Below are 20,625 nucleotides of genomic sequence, written 5' to 3'. Positions count from 1 at the left end.
CGCCGATGCGAAGACCCTGCGCGACACCATGGACAAGCTCAAGGACAAGCTGGGCAGCGCGGTGATCGTGCTGGCAGCGGTCGACGGCGACAAGGTGCAGCTGGCCGCGGGCGTGACCAAGGATTGCATAGGCAAGCTCAAGGCCGGCGAGCTGGTCAACCATGTGGCGCTGCAGGTCGGCGGCAAGGGCGGCGGCAAGCCCGACATGGCGATGGCCGGCGGCACCGATGCCGCGGCACTGCCTGCGGCGCTGGCTTCGGTCCAGGCCTGGGTGACTGAACGCCTTTGAGCGTAATCTCCATGGGTGCGCCTTGCGCGGCGCACCCGGTCTGAGAACAGCAACCTGATTTCCGAAGGAGACGGCATGGTCGTTCTGCACACCGTCGTGGCCATTGCGCTGGTCATCGGCCTGATCATCTGGCTGCGCGTGGAACCGGTCATCTCCCTGGTGCTGGGCTCGCTCTATCTGGGCCTGGCCAGCGGCGTGGGCTTTGCCGGCACGCTGACCGAGATCACCACCGGCTTTGGCGAAATCATGGGCAAGGTGGGCCTGCTGATCGGCTTCGGCGTGGTCATAGGCTCGCTGCTGCATGCGACCGGCGCGTTCGGGCGCATGGTGCAGGCGCTGGTCGCGGCCGTGGGCGCCAGGCGCCTGCCGTATGCCATGGCAGGCGCGATGTCGACCATCTTCCCCTCCATCTATGTCGATGTGCAGGTGGTGTTGGGCGCGCCCGTGGCGCGCTCCGCGGCGCCGCTGCTCGGGCGCAACGGCCTGCCGCTGCTCGCGGGCGCGATAGGCACGGGCATCTTTTCGGGCTATGTGTTTGTCGTTCCCGGCCTGGCCGTGATCCTGATCGCCGGGCAGATGAACGTGAGCCTGGGCGCGTGGCTGATCGGCGGACTGTGCATAGGCCTGGCCACGGCGCTGCTGACCACCTTGCTGTTCAGCCTGCTGCTGCGCACCAACTACTGGAAGCCCGAGACTGACGAGGACGCGAGCGATGCCATGCTGGAAACCGAGGCCAGCGATGCGCAGGCGCCGGCATCCGGTGAAGGTCCGGGCCTGCTGCTGGCTTCGGCGCCCATCGTCGTGCCGCTGTTGATGATTGCCTTTGGCGCCTTCGCCAAGCTCGCGGGCGTCTCCAACGAAGTGATCAGCTTCATAGGCAATGCCAACCTGGCCTTGTTCGTCGGCCTGCTGGGGGCTTACTTGATGGCGCGGCGCTGGATAGGCGTGGAGCGCACCAGCGAGGCCTTGACCGACGGCTTCAAGACCAGCGGAGAAATCCTGCTGATCACCGGGGTAGGCGGCTCGCTGGGCGCGATCATCACGGCCTCGGGCATGGGCGCCGAGCTGGGCAAGCTGTTTTCGGCCGATGCAGGAGGTCCGGTGCTGCTGAGCATCGTGCTGGCCTGGTTCATCGCCGCCGTGTTGCATGTGGCCATTGGCTCGGTGTCGGTCGCGGCGCTGACCGCGGCCAGCATCATCGGCCCGGTGGCATCGCAGATCGCGGTCTCGCCGGTGATCATAGGCTTCGCGATTGCCTCGGGTTCGCTGTTTGCCGTGCAGGTCAACAGCAACTTCTTCTGGATGTTCAAGGGGCTCATGGGCCTGTCGACCAAGGGTGCGCTCAAGACGCTGACCATGGTGACGTCGATGGCCTCGCTCGCTTCGCTGGCGTTGGTGCTGCTGGCCAGCGTGTTTGGCTGAAGACCTGCATTTTCTCCTGGCCATCTTCGTTGCTTGTGCGGTTGAGATATAAACCAGGCTGGTTTGTATCGGGTCGGCAATAAGAATGAAAGATATCAGGAGCATGGACCTCAACCTGCTCAAGGCGCTGGACGCCTTGCTGGACGAGTGCAATGTGACCCGCGCCGCGGCGCGCCTGGGGCTGACCCAGCCGGCGATGAGCGGCATGCTCACGCGGCTGCGCGAAAGTTTTGGCGACCCGCTGTTCGCGCGCGCCCAGCGCGGCATGGTGCCTACCCAGCGCGCGCTGGACCTTGCGCCGTCCATCAAGCAGGTGCTTGCGGGCATAGACGCGCTGCTGCAGCCGCCGGTGTTCGATCCCTCGACCGCGCGCCTGACCTTCACCATTGCCGCGACCGACTACGCGCTGCGCGCGATTGCCGTGCCTTTTCTGGCCGTGCTCAAGCCGTTGGCGCCGCACATGCGCGTGGCGCTGGTGCCGCTGAGGAACGGGCAGGTGCAGACCCAGCTCGAGCGCGGCCAGATCAGCCTGGCCTTGCTGAGCCCCGAGAACACGCCGCCCGATCTGCATGCGCGCGTGCTGTACCACGAGCGCTATGTCTGCGTGCTGCGCCAAGGCCACCCCGCGGCGACCGGGCGCAGGCTCACGCTGGAGCAGTTCTGCGCGCTCGACCATGCGCTGGGCTCCTACGAGGGCGGCGGTTTTTACGGCGTGACCGACGAAGCGCTGGAGAAGTTGGGCAAGCGGCGCAATGTGACCGTGTCAGTCAAGTCCTTCCTGATCCTGCCCGACATCCTGCGCGCCAGCGACATGGTCGCCATCCTGCCGAGCCGGCTGGTCGCGGGCCAGGACGGACTGATGGTGTCCGAGCCGCCGCTCGACGTTCCCGGATTCACCAACACCGCGGTCTGGCATGCGCGCACCCACAGCGACCCCGCGCACCGCTGGCTGCGCGAACTGCTGGTCAGGTCCTGCGCCGAAACGCAACCGGGCTGATATCGATTGCGCTGATGCGAATCATAAATTTATAGCATTTGATTTATTTCAGCAGCGGCGCAATTTGTGCCTATGGGTCCACAGCATTCGCCGTGTCGAATGCCTGGGCTTGCGGCCGTTCGCGCCGCCCCATTTCCCTTTCAGTCCAGAAGAAAATCAGCATGTCCGCATTGTTCTCTCCGTTCACCCTCAAGGACGTCACGCTGCGCAACCGCATCGCCGTGCCGCCGATGTGCCAGTACAGCGCCGTCGACGGCTTCACCACCGATTGGCACCAGGCCCATTACACGTCGATCGCGCGCGGCGGCGCGGGTCTGGTGATTGTGGAAGCCACGGCCGTTTCGCCCGAAGGCCGAATCACGCCGGGCTGTACCGGGCTGTGGAATGACGCCCAGGCCGAAGGCCTGGCGCGCATCGCCGCCTCGGTCAAGGCCGCGGGTGCCGTGCCCGGCATACAGATCGGCCATGCGGGCCGCAAGGCCAGCGCCAACCGGCCCTGGGAAGGCGACGACCATATCCCCGCGGATGACGCGCGCGCCTGGCAGCCGATCGCGCCTTCGGCGATTGCCTTCGGTGGCGGCCTGCCGCGCGTGCCCACGGAAATGACGCTGGCCGACATCGTGCGCGTCAAGGCCGATTTCGTGGCGGCCGCACGCCGCGCGCGCGACGCGGGCTTCCAGTGGCTCGAGCTGCATTTCGCCCATGGCTATCTTGCGCAAAGCTTCTTTTCCGCGCATTCGAACCAGCGCACCGATGCCTACGGCGGCAGCTTCGACAACCGCGCACGCTTCCTGCTCGAGACGCTGGCCGCGGTGCGCGAGGTCTGGCCGCAGAACCTGCCGCTCACGGCGCGTTTCGGTGTGATCGAGTACGACGGCCAGGATGAGCAGACGCTGTCTGAATCGATCGAGCTGGTCAAGAAAATGCGTGCCGGCGGACTGGACCTGCTCAACGTCAGCGTCAACTTCGTGATCCCCGACGTGCAGATTCCCTGGGGCACGCCCGCGTTTCTCGCGCCCATCGCCCAGCGCGTGAGCCGCGAAGCCGGCCTGCCGGTCGCTTCGAGCTGGGGCATAGACGACCCGCAGGTCGCCGAGCGCGCGGTCGCCGAGCAGCAGATGTCGCTGGTGATGATTGGCCGCGCGATGCTGGCCAACCCCCACTATCCGTATGTGCTGGCCCAGGCGCTGCAGCAGCCGCGCCCCGACTGGACGCTGCCCGCGCAATACGCGCATTGGCTCGAGCGCTACCGCGGCGCGGGAAAAAAAGCCGTTCAGTGACGGCTGCGGCCCGGGCGGCGCATGCCGCTTGCGGGCTGTCTCAGACCTTGCGGAACACCAGGTCCCAGACGCCGTGGCCCAGCTTGATGCCGCGGTTCTCGAACTTGGTCAGCGGGCGGTAGTCGGGCTGGGGCGCGTAGCCTTCGGCGGTGTTGGCCAGCGTGGGCTCGGCCGACAGCACTTCGAGCATCTGCACGGCATAGGGCTCCCAGTCGGTCGCGCAGTGCAGGTAGCCGCCGGGCTTGAGGCGCGACGCCAGCTTGGCGATCAGCGGCGACTGCACCAGGCGGCGCTTGTTGTGCTTCTTCTTGTGCCAGGGATCGGGAAAGAAGATGTGCACGCCGTCGATGCTGGCTTCGGGCAGCATGTTGTCTATCACTTCGACGGCGTCATGCCGCAGGATGCGGATGTTCTTGATGTCCTGCTCGCTGATGCGCTTGAGCAGCGCGCCCACGCCGGGTTCGTGCACTTCGCAGCACAGGAAGTTGTCGTCGGGGCGCACGCGCGCGATATGCGCCGTGGCCTCGCCCATGCCGAAGCCGATCTCCAGGATCAGCGGCGCCGAGCGGCCGTAGGCAGCGGCGGCGTCCAGCGGCGCGGCCTGGTAGTTCAGCAGGAACTGCGGGCCGACTTCGGCGAAGGCCTTGGCCTGGCCGGTCGTGGTACGTCCTGCGCGCAGCACATAGCTTTTGATGGTTTTGGGATAAGCCACGCCGGCGGGAGCGATGCCGGGCGTAGCGTCTTGGGGGGCGTCGGGGCCGGGAGCGGCCGCATTGGTTTGGTGTTCAGTCACAGGGCGTGATTGTAGTTAGCTCGCCAGGCCTGCACCCACAGGGCCAGTGCATCGGCCAGGGATTTGTGGGTGCAATCGGCCACGGGCAGGCCCAGCGCGGCAGCGGCGGCGGCCAGAGCGGCGCTGCAGGCTTCGCGTGTGGACACGTCGATGGAGCGCGCCCCATGCTGCTTGGAGAGCTTTTCGCCATCGGCGCGGCGCACCAGCGGCATGTGCAGATAAGCGGGCGTGGGCAGGCCCAGCGCCTGCTGCAGCAGCATCTGGCGCGGTGTGTTGTCGGTCAGGTCTTCGCCGCGCACGACATGGCTTACCTGCTGCAGGCCGTCATCGACGACCACGGCCAGCTGGTAGGCCCACAGGCCATCGGCGCGGCGCAGCACGAAATCGCCGACACTTTGAATGAGGTCCTGAGACTGCGCGCCGAGTCGGCGGTCCTGCCACAGCAGGCGGCCGTCTGCGGCGTTCCAGGTGGGCGCGCACTGGCCGTGGAACGCCAGCGCCAGGCGCGCCTGTTTGTCGGTCGCAAAGCGCCAGGCGCGCGCGGGCCGGCCGTTCAGGCCTGCGCGGCAGGTGCCGGGGTAGGGACGCTCCACATGCCGCTCGCGCTCCAGGCCCGACTGCTCCCAGGCGAGCGCGATGTCGCGGCGCGTGCAGGCGCAGGCATAGGCGAGCTGCCGGTCGAGCAATTGCTGCAAGGCCTGGGCGTAATGGTCGCCGCGCCGGGATTGCCAGACCGGCGGTGCGTCGGGCAGCAGGCCGCAGGCGGCGAGTTGCTGCAGTATCAATTCGTCGGCACCGGGCATGCAGCGCGGCGGGTCTATGTCCTCGATGCGCACCAGCCAGCGCCCGTTGTGGGCGCGTGCGTCCAGCCAGCTGCCCAGTGCAGCAACCAGCGAGCCCGCATGCAGCGGGCCCGTGGGAGAGGGCGCAAAGCGCCCGACATAAGACGAAGAAGTCCCGGTCATGCCACTTTCAACGCAAGCTCCAGGCCGGACACGAAGGCATCCTCGACGCGTGCACCCAGGCACCAGTCTCCGCAGACGCCCAGGTGGGTCTTGTCGTTCCAGAGGAAAGGATGGCCCAGCGTGCTCACGGTCTGGGCATGCGGCCAGAAGCGGCTGCTGACATGGCTGGGCGTGGCGTGTATGCCCGTGATTTCGGCAAAGGCCTTCTGCAACTTGGCCTGGATGCGCGGGCCGTCGTCGTTGCGGTGTTCCTGCGACCAGGCGGGGCTGGCCTGCACGGTCCAGCGCTCGGTCGTCGCGCGCCCGGGCTTGGACGATTCGCGCGCGAGCCAGGCAATGCGGTGGTGGGTGCTGCGCGCGGCGTTCCAATGGGGGCCCAGCGTGGTCAGGCCCGGCTGTTGCGCCTGGGCGAAAGTCAGGTGCAGCGTCCAGCAGGGTGCGATGTCGATTTCGCTGAGCGTCTGGCAATGCAGGTCGGCCAGGCCCGTGGGTTCGAGCAGCGCGCGCGCCAGCGGCGCAGGCAGGGCCAGCAGCACGGTGTCGAAGCCCGCGTGCACGGTCTGCTCGGTCGAATCAAGCGAATTTTCGGTCTGCAGCTGCCAGCGCGTGGGGTCGAGCCGGTCGCGCTCGAGCGCGGTGACGCGGCATTGCGTGAGCACGCGCCCGGCATCGACCAGCGGTTTGGCCCAGGCCGCGGGCAGGCTTTGCATGTGGGGTGTGGCGACCCAGTGCGATTCGCGCGGCGGCGGCACGGCCGTGGCCACGCGCCCGGCGCTGTCGAGCACGCGGATGGTGGTTGCGCTCCAGGGGCGGCACAGCTTAGGGTCCAGCGCCAGCACCTGTTCGAAGCGCGCATCGCGCACGGTGAAATATTGCGCACCGGAGTCGAAGCTGCCGTGCGATGTGGAATGCACCGCCATGCGGCCGCCGACATCGGCGCCCTGTTCGAAGACCTTGACCTGGTGGCCGGCCTGCACCAGCGTGCGCGCGCAGGCCAGGCCCGCGATGCCCGCGCCGATCACGGCGATGACTTGGGGTCGGTGGCGGGCGCGGCGCGGGTGCTGCGCGGCAGTGGGTGCGGGGGCAGGGGTGCGAAGCGTGCGCGGAGCAGTCATGTCAAGCCTTTCGGAAAACAGGGAGGCGAATTCTGCGGTCTCGCTGAGCCTCCACCGTGGACTGACTCTACACCCTTCGCGGGGGTGCGCAGGGCTCAAAGCACGTGATGGTTTTCCAGCAATGCGGCGCGCGTGGTCGGATGCGACAGCTTTTCGAGCCACCACTGGAGCGCGCGACCGGGGCTCGCATGGCCCGAAGTGGTCCAGGCGTAATGGGCGCGCAGCGTGCGCGCCGGACGCACCACGGAGCGCACCACCAGCCGTCCGCTGGCCGCGTGTTCGTGCAGCATGCCCTGGGGCAGGAAGCCGTAGCCCAGGCCGCGCAGCATGGCGTCCACTTTGGCGCCCATGCTGTCCACGGTCAGCACCTGCTGGCCATCGAGCACGCCTACGCTGGTGGTGTCGCGCAGCGCGGAGTCGGCCACGGCCACCACGCGGTGCTGCAGCAGCGTGTCGTCGCTGATGGGCTCGGGCAGCTGGGCGAGCGCATGGTGGGGGGCGACGGCCAGACAGAAGACCAGCTCGCCGAGTTCCTGCAGCTGTATGCCCGCGACATTGCTCGCGTTGACGGCCACGCCTATGGCCAGGTCGGCGCGCCCCGAACTCAGCACTTCGAGCGTTCCGCTCAGGATGCCTTCGCGCAGCTTGAGCCGCGTGGGCGGCGCGAGCGCATAGAACGCTTCGACGAGATCGAACAGCGGGCCGCGCGCCAGCGCGCCGTCGGTGACTATCGTCAGCTGGGGTTCCCAGCCCGTGGCCACGCGGCGCACGCGGTGGGCAACGCTGTCGATGTCCTGCAGCAGGCGCGCGCCTTCGCGCAGCAGCGCCAGGCCGGCTTCGGTGGGCTGGGCCTGGCGCGAGCGCCGATCGAACAGCAGCACATCGAGCGCATCCTCGATGTGGCGCACGCGATAGGTCAGCGCGCTGGGCACCAGGCCCAGCGAACGCGCGGCGGCGGCAAAGCTGCCGGTATCGGCAATCACCTGCAGCATCGCCAGGCTGTCGGGAGTCAGTGCGTCGCGGGGGCTGGACATGGAAAGGCGTGGCTGTTCAAAGGATTTGAATGATGCCATCAATTTGGCTGCACCAGCGCAGTGTTCGGCGCGGCTATGCCGCAGATTGCCGCGTGCGGCAGGCGGTGGATCAGTGGAACAAAGCTGACAAGCGCGGCCGCAACGTCTGGTGACAATGAGGTCCATCCGACACGGGCGACCGCTGGTGTCCGATCCCGCGCCACGCAGCGGAATCCTCCGCTTCGACGCAGTGTTCTCGGAGGTATCTCTATGTGGACTTCGCTGCAAAATCCGCTGGCCCTCTTGGGCCGTATCCTGCTGGCCCTGCTGTTCATTCCCGCGGGTGTGGGCAAGCTCACGGGCTTTGCCGGCACCGTGGCCTATACCGCGTCCGCGGGAGTTCCCGTGCCGCAGGTCGCGGTGGCGCTGGCGCTGCTGGTGGAAATCGTCGGCGGCCTGGCCTTGCTGCTGGGCTGGCAGACGCGCTGGGCGGCGCTCGCGCTGGCGCTGTTCACGCTGGTCGCGAGCTTCTTCTTTCACAAGTTCTGGGCCTTGCCGGCGGAGCAGGCGGGAATGCAGCAGTTGCTGTTCTACAAGAACATCGCGGTGGCGGGCTGACTGTTCGCGTTCGCGGCATTTGGCGCGGGCGCGATGAGCGTTGACGCGCGCCGACCGCTGGCGCCGGTCGTGCGCTGAAGCGGCCCTGGCCGCCGGCGCTCAGCCCGCCGAAGGCGGCAGCTCGCTGGCCGGCACGGTGTCGAGCCCCGGGTCGAGCACGCGGCGTTCATCGAACACGAAGCAGCCGCCGCGGTAATGCGCGCCGTCGGTTTCCTCGAAGTATTTCAGGATGCCGCCTTCGAGCTGATAGACATGCTCCAGGCCCTGCTCGCGCATCAGGATCGCGGCCTTCTCGCAGCGTATTCCGCCGGTGCAATAGCTGACCACGGTCTTGCCTTCGAGCTCGGCCTGGTGCGACTGCAGCGCGGCGGGGAATTCGGTGAACTTGGCGATGCGCCAGTCGATCGCCGATTCAAACGCGCCCGCATCGACTTCGAAGTCGTTGCGCGTGTCGAGCGTGACCACGGGCCGGCCGGCGTCGTCATGGCCTTGCTCCAGCCACTGGCGCAGCCGCGCCGGGCTCACGGATGGCGCGCGCCCATGGGCGGGCTTGATGGCCGGGTGGTCCATGCGGATGATCTCGCGCTTGACCTTGACCAGCATCTTGCGAAACGGCACGTCGCCGGACCAGCTTTCCTTGGGCGCCAGATCAGCGAAACGTTCATCGGCGCGCAGCGCATCGACGAAGCCATGCACTTGCGCAGCCGGGCCGGCGAGAAAGAAATTGATGCCTTCTTCGGCCAGCAGGATGGTGCCCTTGAGTTCGGCGGCGAGCGCGCGTTCCAGCAAGGTCTCGCGCAGCGCGGGCGCGTCGGGGAGTGCCACGAACTTGTAGCAGGAAATATTGAGAATGTCGTTCACGGTCATGGGCCCGATACAGGCCGGTGCAATGGCGCGGCCTGTGTCAGGCCACCAGCATCGATTTTATCTTGTTGGCCAATTGTGCGACCGACAGCGCGGCCGCGCAGCCCGGAGTGGCTTGCAGCAGCAATTGCCGGCGCATCACCGAGTCGCGCACCGCCGGGTCGGCAGGAATGTCGCCCATGTGGATCAGCCGCAGCGGCTGGCCTTCGGCCGTGGTGACGAAACGGTTGAGCACCTGCTGCAGCTGGCCCGTGATTGCGCGGCCATCGCCGGCGCGTACCGCCTGGTTGATGATCAGGCGCATATGCTGGCGCTTTTGCTGGGTCGCAAGCACCTTGATCGCCGCATAGGCATCGGTCAGCGAAGTCGGCTCGGGCGTGGCGACAATCATCACTTCGTCGGCCATGGAGACGGAGAACAGCACAACGTCAGAGATGCCTGCGCCGGTATCGAGCAGCACCACGTCGAAGCGCGGCGCCATGGTCTCGACGACTTCGAGGAACTTGGCGCGGATGTCGGGCGTGAGGTGCGAGTATTCGACCATGCCCGAACCCGCGAGCAGCACCGAGAAACCGCCCGGGCCTGCGAGCAGTGCGTCTTCGAGCGCGGCCTTGCCGGTGAATACGTCGTGCAGCGTGATCTTGGGATAGAGGTTCAGCACCACGTCGAGATTGGCCAGGCCCAGGTCGGCGTCGAGCACCAGCACCTTGAGACCGTGGCGCGTGAGCGCGGCGGCCAGGTTGGCGGAGACGAAAGTCTTGCCGACCCCGCCCTTGCCGCTGGTGACGGCAATGATCTTGGCCCGATGCTGCGGGCGCGTGCGCACCGCTTCGCCCATCGGAGTGGTCGTGGGAATGGCGGGGTGGGAGGGCAGCACGGCGTCGCTCATCGCTCTGCTTTCAACGGCCTGCATCCGGCGCGTCCGTGGGGTTGGCACGGATCACGTTCGATTGATCTGCTTCATTCGGATGAAGATTCATGGGCAGGGAGCCAAACAACATGCTTTTTTCTTCTGCACTCACGGTGCTGTCGGGTTGCTCTTCGATGCAGATACGGTTTCGGCCAGCGGATTTTGCCTGATAGAGCTGATTGTCCGCGCGTTCTATCCACAGTTGTGTGGTGCTGCGGATCCATTGCAGCGCATACGCGCCGCCTATGCTCACGGAGACGCTCAGGTCCAGGGCCGGCGAGACGCGAATGATGGTGGACTCGACCGCTTCGCGGATGCGCTCGGCAATCGAGCTGCCGAAAGCCGACTGGCACGAGGGCAGCACGATGGCGAATTCCTCGCCGCCATAGCGCGCCAGGGTGTCCATGGGGCGTACGCAGCCGAGCAAAGTGCGGGCCACGGATTGCAGCACCATGTCGCCCACGATATGACCGTGGGTGTCGTTGATCTTCTTGAAATGGTCGATGTCGAGCATCAGCAGGAGTGCCGCTTCACCCGAGCGCGCCATGCGGTCGATTTCGCGCTCGAGTACGGAGCGGAAATGGCGGCGGTTGGCCAGGCCCGTCAGTGGATCGCGCAGTGAGAGGTCGCACAGACCGTCGATCACTGCCTGAAGGTAGCGGGTGGGAGTCTCGTTGGGCAGCACCAGACCCGGCGCACCAGACTGGGTTACCAGGCTGTGGGCCGTAGACAAGCGCAGATCGCGCAAGAAGACAGATTGATAGGTCGCGGAACCGGTCACAAATTGCAAATCAGTGTTACGAGAGTGTATCAGCCCGTTGTCTGCGTGGCACGAAGGTTTTGCAACGCCGCCAACGCATCGGCGTCGGTGCGGTACAGGGCCAGGTCGGTGCCGGGCTCGAGCGCACCAGCGCGTCGCAGGCTATTTTCCACCGGAAGTTTGAGTCCACTGACGTGCAGTGTGCCACCACGCAGGCACAGCAGACCACGGATTCGCTTGAAAGTCTCGATTCCCGTAATGTCGATGCGGTTGATGGGCTGGGCCAGCAGGCACAGATGCAGCAGTTCCGGGTGCGCGCCCAGGTGATCGACGATGCGCTGCTCGAGCGCGCGCGCCGACGCGAAATCGAGCTCGGCATCCATGCGCAGCACCAGCACGCCCTGGGCCAGCGAGGGCAGTTGCCAGAGGTGGCGGTCGCGCAGGCTGCCGTCGCCGTGCAGGCCGGCCTCGATGATGCGTGGGTGCAGGCGCTGGTAGAGGAAGTGGCACAGGCCCATGACGATGCCGGCAAGCACGCCCCAGTACAGCCGCGGCGCCGTGGCCAGCGTGAGCGCGCAGGTGGCCAGGCCTATGCAGGCTTCGGTGCGCGAAATGCGCCACAGGCGGAACATGGTCTGCGGCTTGATGAGGTTCAGAACGGCCGTGACGACGATGGCCGCCAGCGCCGACTGCGGCACATGGTAGAGCGCCGGCGTGAGCCACAGCAGCACGATGAACACGAAGGCGATGGCAAACACCGTGGCCCAGCCGGTGCGCGCGCCGGCCATGAGATTCACGGCCGAGCGCGAAAACGAGGCGCTGGTCGCGAAACTGCCGCACAGACCGGCGCTGATCTTGGCCATGCCCTGGGCCAGCAGATCCTGGTTCTCGTTCCAGCGCGTGCCCGCGTTCTGGTGCTCGGCCTGGGCGCTGGACGCGGTTTCGAGAAAGCTCACCAGCGAAATCACCAATACCGGCATGATCAGCGCCGCAAACTCGCTGGCTTCCAGCCATTGGGGCCAGTGCAGCGACGGCAGCCCTGCAGGCAGCGTGCCGACGACATCGCCGCCGCTGTCGGCGAAGCCCATGGCCCAGCTGAGCACGCCGGCCAGGCCGGCAACGACCATGGCTGCGGGGAAGCCCGCGCGCCAGCGCTTGAGCACCAGCAGCAGCGCCACGCTGATCAGGCCTATGGCTGCGGCGCGCAGATCGAAATGGTGCAGCGAAGGGCTGTAGAAAAATGCATTCCAGGTGGTGCGCAAGCCCAGCAGCGCAGGCAACTGGGACGCCAGGATCAGAATGCCCGCGGCCTGGGTGAAGCCGTTGAGCACCGGCGAGGTCACGAGGTTGAGCAGCCAGCCCGCGCGCAGCGCGCCGAGTGCGCATTGCAGCAGTCCCGACAGCAGCGCGATCCAGACCGCGAGATTGACCCAGTGGGCGCTGCCCGGCTCGGCCATTCCCAGCAGCGATGCGCCGATGAGCAAACTGGTCAGCGCGGTCGGCCCCACGCCCAGGCGCGGCGACGCACTCCAGAGCACGGCAATCAGCGCGGGAATCAGCGACGCATAGATGCCGGTCACCAGCGGCATTCCCGCGAGCGCGGCATAGGCCACGCCCTGGGGCAGCAGCATCAGACCGACAGTCATGCCGGCCCAGAATTCTCCAAGCAGCAGGGAAGAGGTGGGACGGGGCCAGGCGAGAAACGGAAACCAGCGAGCAAGATGAGGCATGGGCAGCATTGTGCTGCAGCGCGATGGCTGGTGCAGGGTAGGGCGGCTGTCCTACGCGGGCGTCGGCTTCCTCCCACGGTGGCCGCTGCGCCGCGGCGTTACATTTTCCTCACGAACAACACGCAGGAGATGTCCTGCCACAAGGGGAAATCAACATGATTCAGCCACGTCAACGCATTCTTTCGATTCTCGCGGTCAGCGCTCTGGCACTGGGTCTGGCCGCCTGCGGCAAGAACGAGGACAAGACCGCAGGCCAGCAGCTGGACTCCGCGGTCTCCCGCACCGAACAAGCCGCTGGCGACGCGCAAAAGCGTGCCGAGGAGGCGGCCAAGAACGCAGGTGCGCGCATCGAGGAAGGTGCTGCCAAGATGGGCGACGCCACGACCAACGCTGCCGGCAATGCCATGGACGCAGTAGGCGATGCCGCCACCACGGCTGAAATCAAGGCCGCGCTGGTCAAGGACTCCGAACTGAGCGCGCTGCAGATCAACGTCGACACCAAGGGCGGCGCGGTCACGCTCAACGGCACGGCGCCCAGCGATTCCGCGAAGGCGCGTGCCGAAGAGATTGCCAAGGGCGTCAAGGGCGTGGTGGCGGTGAACAACATGCTGACCATCCAGCCCAAGTAACTCCGGGGACGTGGACACGGCCAGGCCCTGTCCCGGTTCTCGTGCATTCGGGCCCTGCCCCTGGACGCCACCGCTGAGCCGGTGGCGTTCTTGCGTCCGGCAGGAGGCTGCGGGGCGCTACCATTGGCCCATGAAACAAGCCGCCTACGATCTGACGACCGAACTGGTCCACCATGCCTATCAGCCACCGGCCGATTTCGTGTCCTTGCTGCCCGCCGTGCACAAGGCCTCGACGGTGGTGTTTCCCAACGTCGCGGCGATGCGCGAGCGTCGCTGGCTGGACAAGAGCAGCTACACCTATGGCCTGCACGGCACGCCGACGACCTACCTGCTCGAGGAGCGCCTGTGCACGCTCGAAGGCGGCAGGCAGTGCCTGCTGGTGCCCAGCGGATTGGCGGCGATAGGCTGCGTGTCGCTGTCGCTGCTCAAGGCGGGTGACGAAGTGCTGATTCCCGACAACGCCTATGGACCGAACAAGTCGCTGGCAGAGGCGGAGCTGGTGCAATGGGGCATCACGCACCAATACTACGACCCCATGGATCTTGCGGATCTGGCCGCGCGCATCTCCGAGCGCACGCGCCTGGTGTGGATCGAGGTGCCGGGTTCGGTGAGCATGGAGTTTGCCGACCTTGCCGCGATGGTCGCGCTGTGCCGCGAGCGCGGCGTGATTTCGGCGCTCGACAACACCTGGGGCGCGGGCCTGGCGTTCAAGCCTTTCGATCTTGACGGCGACGGCAGCCACCGGTTGGGCGTCGACGTGTCGGTGCAGGCGCTGACCAAGTACCCCAGCGGCGGCGGCGACGTGCTGATGGGCAGCGTGATGACCGTCAACCAGGCCTTGCACCTGCGCCTCAAGCTCACGCACATGCGGCTGGGCTTGGGCGTGTCGGGCAATGACAGCGAAACGGTGTTGCGCTCGCTGCCCAGCATTGCGCTGCGTTACCGCGCCCACGACCTGAGCGCGCGCGAACTCGCGCGCTGGCTGCAGCAGCAGCCCGCGGTCGTCCAGGTTCTGCATCCGGCGCTGCCCGGCTCGCCTGGCCATGCGCATTGGGCCAGGCTCTGCGGCGCGGCCAACGCCGGCCAGGGCGCGGCCGCGGGCTTGTTCAGCGTGGTCATTGATCCGCGCTACACCCAGGACCAGGTCGATGTCCTGTGCGACAGCCTGCGGCTTTTCAAGCTGGGCTACAGTTGGGGCGGCCCGACCAGTCTGGTCGTGCCCTACGAGATCGAAACCATGCGCCAGCGGTCCGTGACGCAGCTGCAGCCGGGCACCGTGGTGCGTTTCAATATCGGTCTCGAGGCGGTCGAGGACTTGCGCGCCGATCTGGCGCAGGCGCTGGCCAAGGCCTTCGGCTGAGTGGCGATGGCCTTCTTGGTGATTGTCTGGATGGCAGGCGCAGGCGGCCGCGCTAAGGTGGTGCCAGCAAGCGCCTTTGCCCGCCGGGCCGGGCGCGCATGCTGGAGGAGGCATCGCCATGGAAATTTCACCGGTACCGGTTCCTGCAGCGGCTTCGGAGGTCGAGCTCAGGCCCTTGCGCTGGGGCGACCCTTTTCGCTGGCTTGCGCTGGGCTGGCGCGACCTGCGCGCCGTGCCCGGCATTGCCTTGTTCTATGGCAGCTGCTTCTGGGCCATGGCGCTGCTCATAGGCTGGCTGTTCCGCTCGCGTCCTGAATATGTGATGTCGCTGGCCAGCGGTTGTCTGCTGCTGGGCCCGTTTCTGGCGATGGGGCTGTATGACGCGAGCCGGCGCCTGGAGGCCGGGCAGCGGCCTGCGCTCGGGTCTTCGATCACCGCCTGGGATACGCACATTCCCAGCATGGCGATGCTGGTGTTGGTGCTGGTCGTGCTCGAGTTGCTGTGGGGCCGTGCGTCCATGGTGGTGTTCGCGGTGTTCTTCAACACCGGCATGCCCACCAGCGCAGGCGTGGTCCAGGCCGTGTTCAATTTCGAAAACTGGGAGTTTCTGGCCGTGTACCTGCTGGTGGGAGGGGCATTCGCGGCGATCGCCTTTGCCAGCATGGTGGTGGCGCTGCCCATGATTCTCGACCGCGACACCGATGCGCTCACGGCCTGCATTACCAGCGTGCGCGTGGCCGCGGGCCATCCGGGCGTGCTGCTGCTGTGGGGCCTGCTGATCACGCTGCTGGTGGGCTCAAGTCTCTGGTGGACCTGGGGTGCGGGCCTGGTGCTGGTAGGGCCATTGCTGGGCTGCGCGAGCTGGCATGCCTACCGACATGCGGTGGCTCCGGTCCTCTCGGCGCCGACCCAAGGCTGAACCCGAGCCCGATGGCTGGTACAGTAGGCGCAGCTTCAAATCAACGAAAGAGAACATTGGCAACACCCAACTACGGATACGAAAAACGGCAACGCGAGCTCGCCAAAAAGCAAAAGAAGCAGGATAAAGAGCGCGCCAAGGAACAACGCAAGAGCGATGTGCCCGAGCATTCGGGCGCGACCTATGTCGCTCCCGGCAATGATCCTGCGCCTGCCGCCGATGTGCCGGCGCCCAGCGCTGGCAACTGATACGCGCAGCCCGCGCTCAGCGCAGCAAGGGCTGCAGCAGCGGCCAGACATTCTCCAGCATGCGCGGATGCGCCTTGGCTGTGGGATGGATGCGGTCGGCCTGGAACCAGCTGCTCGCGTCGGGTGCGTCGGCAATGCCTGCGAGCAGGAACGGCAACCAGGCCGCCTTGTTCTGCTTGGCAACCTCGGGGAAGACCGCGGCGAAATCGCGGCCGTAGGCGCTGCCATAGTTGGGCGGCACCTGCATTCCCAGCAGCAGCACCTTGGCGCCGGCCGCCTGGCTGGCGCGCGTCATGGCCTGCAGGTTGTCGCGCGTTCCCTGAAGCGGCAGCCCGCGCAGCGCATCGTTGCCGCCCAGCTCGATCACCACCACCGTCGGCGCATGCTGCTTGAGCAGGCTGGCCAGCCGGGCACGGCCGCCTGCGGTGGTGTCGCCGCTGACACTTGCATTGATCACACGCGCTTGCGGCATGCTTTTCGCTAGTCTTTCCTGCAGCAGTGCCACCCAGCCCTGGCCGCGGGCCAGGCCATATTCGGCGCTCAGCGAATCGCCCACCACCAGCACCACCGGGGCCTGTGGGGCGGACGCTGACGGCGCCGCGCTGGACATGCCGCATGCCATGGCGGCCACTGCCGCCAGAAGCCGGCGTCGCGTGCGGTCGGATGGTTTCAATTTCATGGTATCCATTTCAGTTTGATATGCCCGCACCTCTTGTACCCCCTCTGCTCGAAATCGAACATCTTTCCAAGTCGGTCACGGATTCCACGGGGTCACTCGACATTCTGCGGGATATTCATGCGAGCTTCGCGCGCGCCGAGAGTGTGGCCATCGTGGGCGCGTCGGGCTCCGGGAAGAGCACGCTGCTGTCGATTCTGGCAGGCCTCGATACCCCGACCTCGGGTACGGTCCGCCTCGAAGGCCAGGATCTGTTCGCGTTGAACGAGGATGACCGCGCGGCGCTGCGTGCGCAAAAGCTCGGCTTCGTGTTCCAGAGCTTCCAGCTGCTGGGCAACCTGACGGCGCTCGAAAACGTGATGCTGCCGCTGGAACTTGCGGGCCATGGCCAGGCGCGCCAGCTCGCCAGGGAGATGCTCGAGCGCGTGGGGCTGGGCCAGCGCCAGGGTCATTACCCGCGGCTGCTGTCGGGCGGCGAGCAGCAGCGCGTGGCGCTGGCGCGCGCCTTTGTCGTGCAGCCGGCCGTGCTGCTCGCTGATGAGCCCACGGGCAGCCTCGACTTTGCGACCGGCGAAACCATCATGCAGCTGATGTTCGATCTGAACCGTGAACGCGGCACCACGCTGGTGCTGGTCACACATGACCGTGCCATCGCCGCGCGCTGCGACCGATGCCTGACCGTCGAGGCCGGGCGGCTGCTGGCGTAATTCGGGCTGGCGCGGGGCAGGGTAGGCATGGCAATGCGTGGGGCCGTTGCGAAGTATGTAACATCGACATGCAAAACCGCTGTGTCTGACTTGGAGCCGGGCAAAAAACAGCTATGCTCAACAAGCTATCGGATTCATAGCTTTTCTAATCGTTTGACGTTGTGAGCCCTCGGAATTTCCGCGGCGCGCTTATGTCCCCATGACCCTTCACCTTCCAGGCCTGTCGAAAAAGCACCGCATTTTTGTGCCGGGATTGGCGGTGTTCGTCTTGGGAGCGTCACTGAGTGCCTGGCTGGGAATTGCCTTGATGCGTGCGCCGCATGATGCGGGGGCGCTGAGCGTGATCACGCAGGGCGTGGGGCTGTCGACCAGGGCGCCGGATCTGCGAGCCGCGCCTCCTGCGGCCGCGTCCGCCCCCAAGGATCCCGTGGTGCTGCGGACTGCGGCTACGCCCGTGCGTCATCTGTTGCCCTGGGTGGTGATTCTGGGCGGCGGGCTGACGTCTTTGCTGCTCGGCGTCGCGACCGTCTGGCGCATGCGCCGGCGCCGCCGGATCTGGGCGCAGGAACGAGCGCTGGCGACCGCGCGCCACAGCGACCAGCGCATCCAGGCGCTGTTCAACCAGGCCGCGGTCGGTGTGGTCCAGCTCGATGCCGAGACCGGCGCGTTCGAGCAGGTCAACGAGCGTTACGCCAGCATTCTGGGGCTGCCCATCGAAGCCTTGCAGGACCGCAAGTTCGGAGAGTTCATCCATCCCGGCGACCGTGCCCAGCATTTGTCGCTGATGCAGCGACTGGGGCGCGGCGAGATACAGGAATACCAGGTGGAACTGCGGCTGCTGCGCAGCAACGCCTCCATCATCTGGGTCGAGGAAACCGCGTCGGCCATAGGCCGGGGCGTGCGCGGCCGGCTGCTCAACCTGGGCGTGGTGCAGGACGTGACCGAGCGCCGCCGCTTGGAGCAGCACCACCGCGAGAACGAGGAGCGCCTGCGCGCGGTGCTGCAGCGCCTGCCCGTGGGCCTGGCCATCGTCAACGATGCCGATGAGATCGTCTACCGCAACGACCGCTTCGTGTTCACCTGTGGCTATACCGAGCAGGACGCGGTGACGGTCGACGAGTGGTGGGGCCTGGCCTATCCCGATCCTGTGCAGCGCGCCAAGGCCTGCGAGCAGCTGCGCACGGCCAAGGCGCGCGCGCGCGCGCTCGACGGCAACATCGTGCACTCCGAATACCACATCGTGTGCCGCGACGGCACGATGCGCACCGTGGAAATCGGCGGCGTGGCGATGGACGGCCAGTACCTGATCACGCTCGAGGATCTGAGCCAGCGCAAGGCCGCCGAGGAAGAGATACGCTACCTCGCGTTCTATGATTTGCTGACCCAGCTGCCCAATCGGCGGCTGCTGCTCGACCGGCTGCAGCAGGCGCTGGGCGCGGGCGCGCGCCGCCAGCGCTCGGGCGCGCTGCTGATGCTCGACGTCGACAACTTCAAGACTTTGAACGAAACCCGCGGCCACGACCAGGGCGATGCGCTGCTGCGCCAGGTCGCGACACGGCTGCGCGAGACCGTCGATGTCACGCATACCGTGGGGCGCCAGGGCGGCGATGAATTCGTCGTGGTGCTCGAAGACCTGGGCGAGGACCCGGTGCAGGCCGCGGCCATGGCCCAGGAAGTCGGCCACGCCATCTTGCAGGCCTTGCGCCAGCCCTATGTGCTCGACGACGGCGAGGAATGCCATGCCACTGTGAGCATGGGCGCGACGATCTTCCAGGGCCTGAGCGACACCGTCGACGAGCTGCTGCGCCGCGCCGATCTGGCCATGTACCAGGCGAAGAAGGCCGGCCGCGACACGCTGCAGTTTTTCGACCCGCGCATGCAGCAGGCGGTGCGCGAGCGCGCGACGCTGGAGCAGGACCTGCGCACCGGCTTGGCGCAGCAGCAATTCGAGCTGTTCTACCAGCCCCAGGTCGAGGACGGACGCATCATAGGTGCCGAAGGCCTGCTGCGCTGGCGCCATCCGGGACAAGGTTTCATTTCTCCCGCGAACTTCATTCCGCTCGCCGAGGAAAGCGGCCTGATCGTGCCGCTGGGCGAATGGGTGCTCAACACCGCCTGCGCCCAGCTCGCGCAATGGTCGCGCGATCCGGCGATGGAGTCTCTGGTGGTGGCGGTCAATGTCAGCCCGCGCCAGTTCTACCAGGCGCAGTTCGTCGACCAGGTGCTCGCGGCGCTGGCGATCAACGGCGCGCCGCCCTCGCGCCTCAAGCTTGAGCTCACCGAAGGCCTGCTGCTGACCGACATCGACGACACCATCGACAAGATGGTGCAGCTCAAGCAGCATGGCGTTGGCTTCTCGCTCGATGACTTCGGCACCGGCTACTCGTCGCTGGCCTATCTCAAGCGCCTGCCGCTGGACCAGCTCAAGATCGACCAGAGTTTCGTGCGCGACGTACTCACCGATCCGAACGACGCGGCCATTGCCAAGACGATTGTCGCGCTGGGCACCAGCCTGGGCCTGCGCGTCATTGCCGAAGGCGTGGAGACCGAGGCCCAGCGGCTGTTCCTGCACGATCATGGCTGCCATGCCTGGCAGGGCTATCTGTTGAGCCCGCCCGTGCCCATGGCCAAGTTCGAGGCGCTGGTGCGCACCTGGCCCGCGCAGCAGGCCGTACCTGCCGTGATCCCTGTGCAGCCCGGCTGAGAAGCCGGGCAGCGCTGGCATACTGCGGCGTGCCTGAAATCAAGACCTTCTTCCTTTTCGCCGCCACCGCCGTCGCCGAGATCGTCGGCTGCTATCTGCCGTGGCTGTGGCTGCGCCAGGGCCACAGCGCCTGGCTGCTGCTGCCCGCGGCCGCGAGCCTGGCGGTGTTTGTCTGGCTGCTGACCCTGCATCCCGAGGCTTCGGGCCGCGTCTATGCGGCCTATGGCGGCGTCTACGTGGCCGCGGCGCTGGTCTGGCTGTGGCTGGTCGACGGCATTCAGCCCACGCGCTGGGACCTGGCGGGCGCGGCCGTGGCGCTGGCCGGCATGGCGATCATCGCCTTCGCGCCGCGCGCGGGCTGAATCGCCGGGCGCGCGCGGTATCATGCGGGCCTGTTCCACGAAGATGTTGCTAGACGCCCGTGCGCCTTAATTCGATCAAGCTTTCCGGCTTCAAGTCATTTGCCGAACCCACCAATTTCCTGCTGCCCGGGCAACTGGTCGGCGTGGTCGGCCCGAACGGCTGCGGCAAATCGAACATCATGGATGCGGTGCGCTGGGTGCTGGGCGAAAGCAAGGCCAGCGAGCTGCGCGGCGAGTCCATGCAGGACGTGATCTTCAACGGCA

Annotated in this window: 22 protein-coding genes; 13 read left to right on the top strand and 9 right to left on the bottom strand. The window is 66.7% G+C overall.

The window, feature by feature from the left end; all coding sequences use genetic code 11:
• The 4 genes from RR928_RS19615 to RR928_RS19600 all read left to right on the top strand — a co-directional run.
• Positions 1-289: DHHA1 domain-containing protein (locus RR928_RS19615; RefSeq protein ID WP_332683862.1), on the top strand; the 289-nt coding region annotated here is incomplete at its 5' end.
• A gap of 75 nt (positions 290-364) precedes the next feature.
• Positions 365-1,711: a GntP family permease gene (locus tag RR928_RS19610; protein ID WP_332683860.1), complete on the top strand. Its 1,347-nt coding sequence runs from the start codon at positions 365-367 to the stop codon at positions 1,709-1,711.
• Between the two features lie 85 nt (positions 1,712-1,796).
• Positions 1,797-2,708, top strand: a complete 912-nt coding sequence (locus RR928_RS19605) for a LysR family transcriptional regulator (RefSeq protein WP_332535810.1) — start codon at positions 1,797-1,799, stop codon at positions 2,706-2,708.
• A gap of 161 nt (positions 2,709-2,869) precedes the next feature.
• Positions 2,870-3,988 (top strand): NADH:flavin oxidoreductase/NADH oxidase, encoded by a 1,119-nt coding sequence (locus RR928_RS19600; protein ID WP_332683857.1) that lies wholly within the window; start codon positions 2,870-2,872, stop codon positions 3,986-3,988.
• 40 nt (positions 3,989-4,028) lie between these two features.
• On the opposite strand, the gene trmB is transcribed toward RR928_RS19600, so the two are convergent.
• The 4 genes from trmB to RR928_RS19580 form a co-directional block, all read right to left on the bottom strand.
• Positions 4,029-4,781 (bottom strand): tRNA (guanosine(46)-N7)-methyltransferase TrmB, encoded by a 753-nt coding sequence (gene trmB / locus RR928_RS19595; protein ID WP_442881455.1) that lies wholly within the window; start codon positions 4,779-4,781, stop codon positions 4,029-4,031.
• A complete protein-coding gene (gene gluQRS / locus RR928_RS19590) occupies positions 4,778-5,746 on the bottom strand; it encodes a tRNA glutamyl-Q(34) synthetase GluQRS (protein ID WP_332535806.1) in 969 nt (322 codons plus the stop codon). Before gluQRS ends, trmB begins: the two co-directional genes overlap by 4 nt.
• Positions 5,743-6,861: an NAD(P)/FAD-dependent oxidoreductase gene (locus RR928_RS19585; RefSeq protein ID WP_332535804.1), complete on the bottom strand. Its 1,119-nt coding sequence runs from the start codon at positions 6,859-6,861 to the stop codon at positions 5,743-5,745. The genes gluQRS and RR928_RS19585 overlap by 4 nt, the downstream gene beginning before the upstream one ends.
• Before the next feature lie 95 nt (positions 6,862-6,956).
• Positions 6,957-7,895 (bottom strand): LysR family transcriptional regulator, encoded by a 939-nt coding sequence (locus RR928_RS19580; protein WP_332535802.1) that lies wholly within the window; start codon positions 7,893-7,895, stop codon positions 6,957-6,959.
• Between the two features lie 249 nt (positions 7,896-8,144).
• Between RR928_RS19580 and RR928_RS19575 the strand changes: the two genes are divergently transcribed.
• A complete protein-coding gene (locus RR928_RS19575; RefSeq protein WP_332683852.1) occupies positions 8,145-8,492 on the top strand; it encodes a DoxX family protein in 348 nt (115 codons plus the stop codon).
• Between the two features lie 99 nt (positions 8,493-8,591).
• On the opposite strand, the gene RR928_RS19570 is transcribed toward RR928_RS19575, so the two are convergent.
• The 4 genes from RR928_RS19570 to RR928_RS19555 are packed head-to-tail and all read right to left on the bottom strand — an operon-like array spanning position 8,592 to position 12,765.
• Complete coding sequence (locus RR928_RS19570; protein ID WP_332535823.1) at positions 8,592-9,353, bottom strand: sulfurtransferase; 762 nt, start codon at positions 9,351-9,353, stop codon at positions 8,592-8,594.
• A gap of 43 nt (positions 9,354-9,396) precedes the next feature.
• The gene (locus RR928_RS19565; protein WP_442881454.1) at positions 9,397-10,245 is read right to left on the bottom strand and encodes a MinD/ParA family protein; all 849 of its coding nucleotides are present in this window, start codon (positions 10,243-10,245) and stop codon (positions 9,397-9,399) included.
• Between the two features lie 10 nt (positions 10,246-10,255).
• A complete protein-coding gene (locus RR928_RS19560) occupies positions 10,256-11,047 on the bottom strand; it encodes a GGDEF domain-containing protein (RefSeq protein WP_332535819.1) in 792 nt (263 codons plus the stop codon).
• Between the two features lie 29 nt (positions 11,048-11,076).
• Complete coding sequence (locus tag RR928_RS19555; RefSeq protein WP_332535798.1) at positions 11,077-12,765, bottom strand: SulP family inorganic anion transporter; 1,689 nt, start codon at positions 12,763-12,765, stop codon at positions 11,077-11,079.
• A gap of 146 nt (positions 12,766-12,911) precedes the next feature.
• Between RR928_RS19555 and RR928_RS19550 the strand changes: the two genes are divergently transcribed.
• From RR928_RS19550 to RR928_RS19535, 4 genes are all read left to right on the top strand, one after another.
• Complete coding sequence (locus RR928_RS19550) at positions 12,912-13,385, top strand: BON domain-containing protein (RefSeq protein WP_332535797.1); 474 nt, start codon at positions 12,912-12,914, stop codon at positions 13,383-13,385.
• 130 nt (positions 13,386-13,515) lie between these two features.
• Positions 13,516-14,745, top strand: coding sequence for a PLP-dependent transferase (locus RR928_RS19545; protein WP_332535796.1), 1,230 nt, complete (start codon positions 13,516-13,518; stop codon positions 14,743-14,745).
• A 118-nt stretch (positions 14,746-14,863) separates the two neighbouring features.
• On the top strand, positions 14,864-15,664 hold the full coding sequence (locus RR928_RS19540; protein ID WP_332535794.1) for a DUF2189 domain-containing protein: 801 nt from the start codon (positions 14,864-14,866) through the stop codon (positions 15,662-15,664).
• Positions 15,665-15,720: 56 nt separating this feature from the next.
• Positions 15,721-15,912: a hypothetical protein gene (locus RR928_RS19535; RefSeq protein WP_332535792.1), complete on the top strand. Its 192-nt coding sequence runs from the start codon at positions 15,721-15,723 to the stop codon at positions 15,910-15,912.
• 16 nt (positions 15,913-15,928) lie between these two features.
• Here the strand turns inward: RR928_RS19535 and RR928_RS19530 are convergent, their stop codons facing one another.
• Complete coding sequence (locus tag RR928_RS19530) at positions 15,929-16,591, bottom strand: arylesterase (protein ID WP_442881592.1); 663 nt, start codon at positions 16,589-16,591, stop codon at positions 15,929-15,931.
• 20 nt (positions 16,592-16,611) lie between these two features.
• Between RR928_RS19530 and RR928_RS19525 the strand changes: the two genes are divergently transcribed.
• The 4 genes from RR928_RS19525 to RR928_RS19510 all read left to right on the top strand — a co-directional run.
• On the top strand, positions 16,612-17,295 hold the full coding sequence (locus RR928_RS19525; protein WP_332535791.1) for an ABC transporter ATP-binding protein: 684 nt from the start codon (positions 16,612-16,614) through the stop codon (positions 17,293-17,295).
• A gap of 199 nt (positions 17,296-17,494) precedes the next feature.
• A complete protein-coding gene (locus RR928_RS19520) occupies positions 17,495-19,999 on the top strand; it encodes a putative bifunctional diguanylate cyclase/phosphodiesterase (RefSeq protein WP_332683847.1) in 2,505 nt (834 codons plus the stop codon).
• 29 nt (positions 20,000-20,028) lie between these two features.
• Positions 20,029-20,361, top strand: a complete 333-nt coding sequence (locus RR928_RS19515) for a YnfA family protein (RefSeq protein WP_332535788.1) — start codon at positions 20,029-20,031, stop codon at positions 20,359-20,361.
• Positions 20,362-20,420: 59 nt separating this feature from the next.
• On the top strand, positions 20,421-20,625 hold a 205-nt coding region (locus RR928_RS19510; protein ID WP_332683843.1), incomplete at its 3' end, for an AAA family ATPase.

This window comes from Comamonas sp., from assembly GCF_036666375.1.
GTDB lineage: Bacteria > Pseudomonadota > Gammaproteobacteria > Burkholderiales > Burkholderiaceae_C > Comamonas.
The sequence above is the reverse complement of the archived record's forward strand: the minus strand, read 5'-3'. Positions and strand labels throughout refer to the sequence as shown.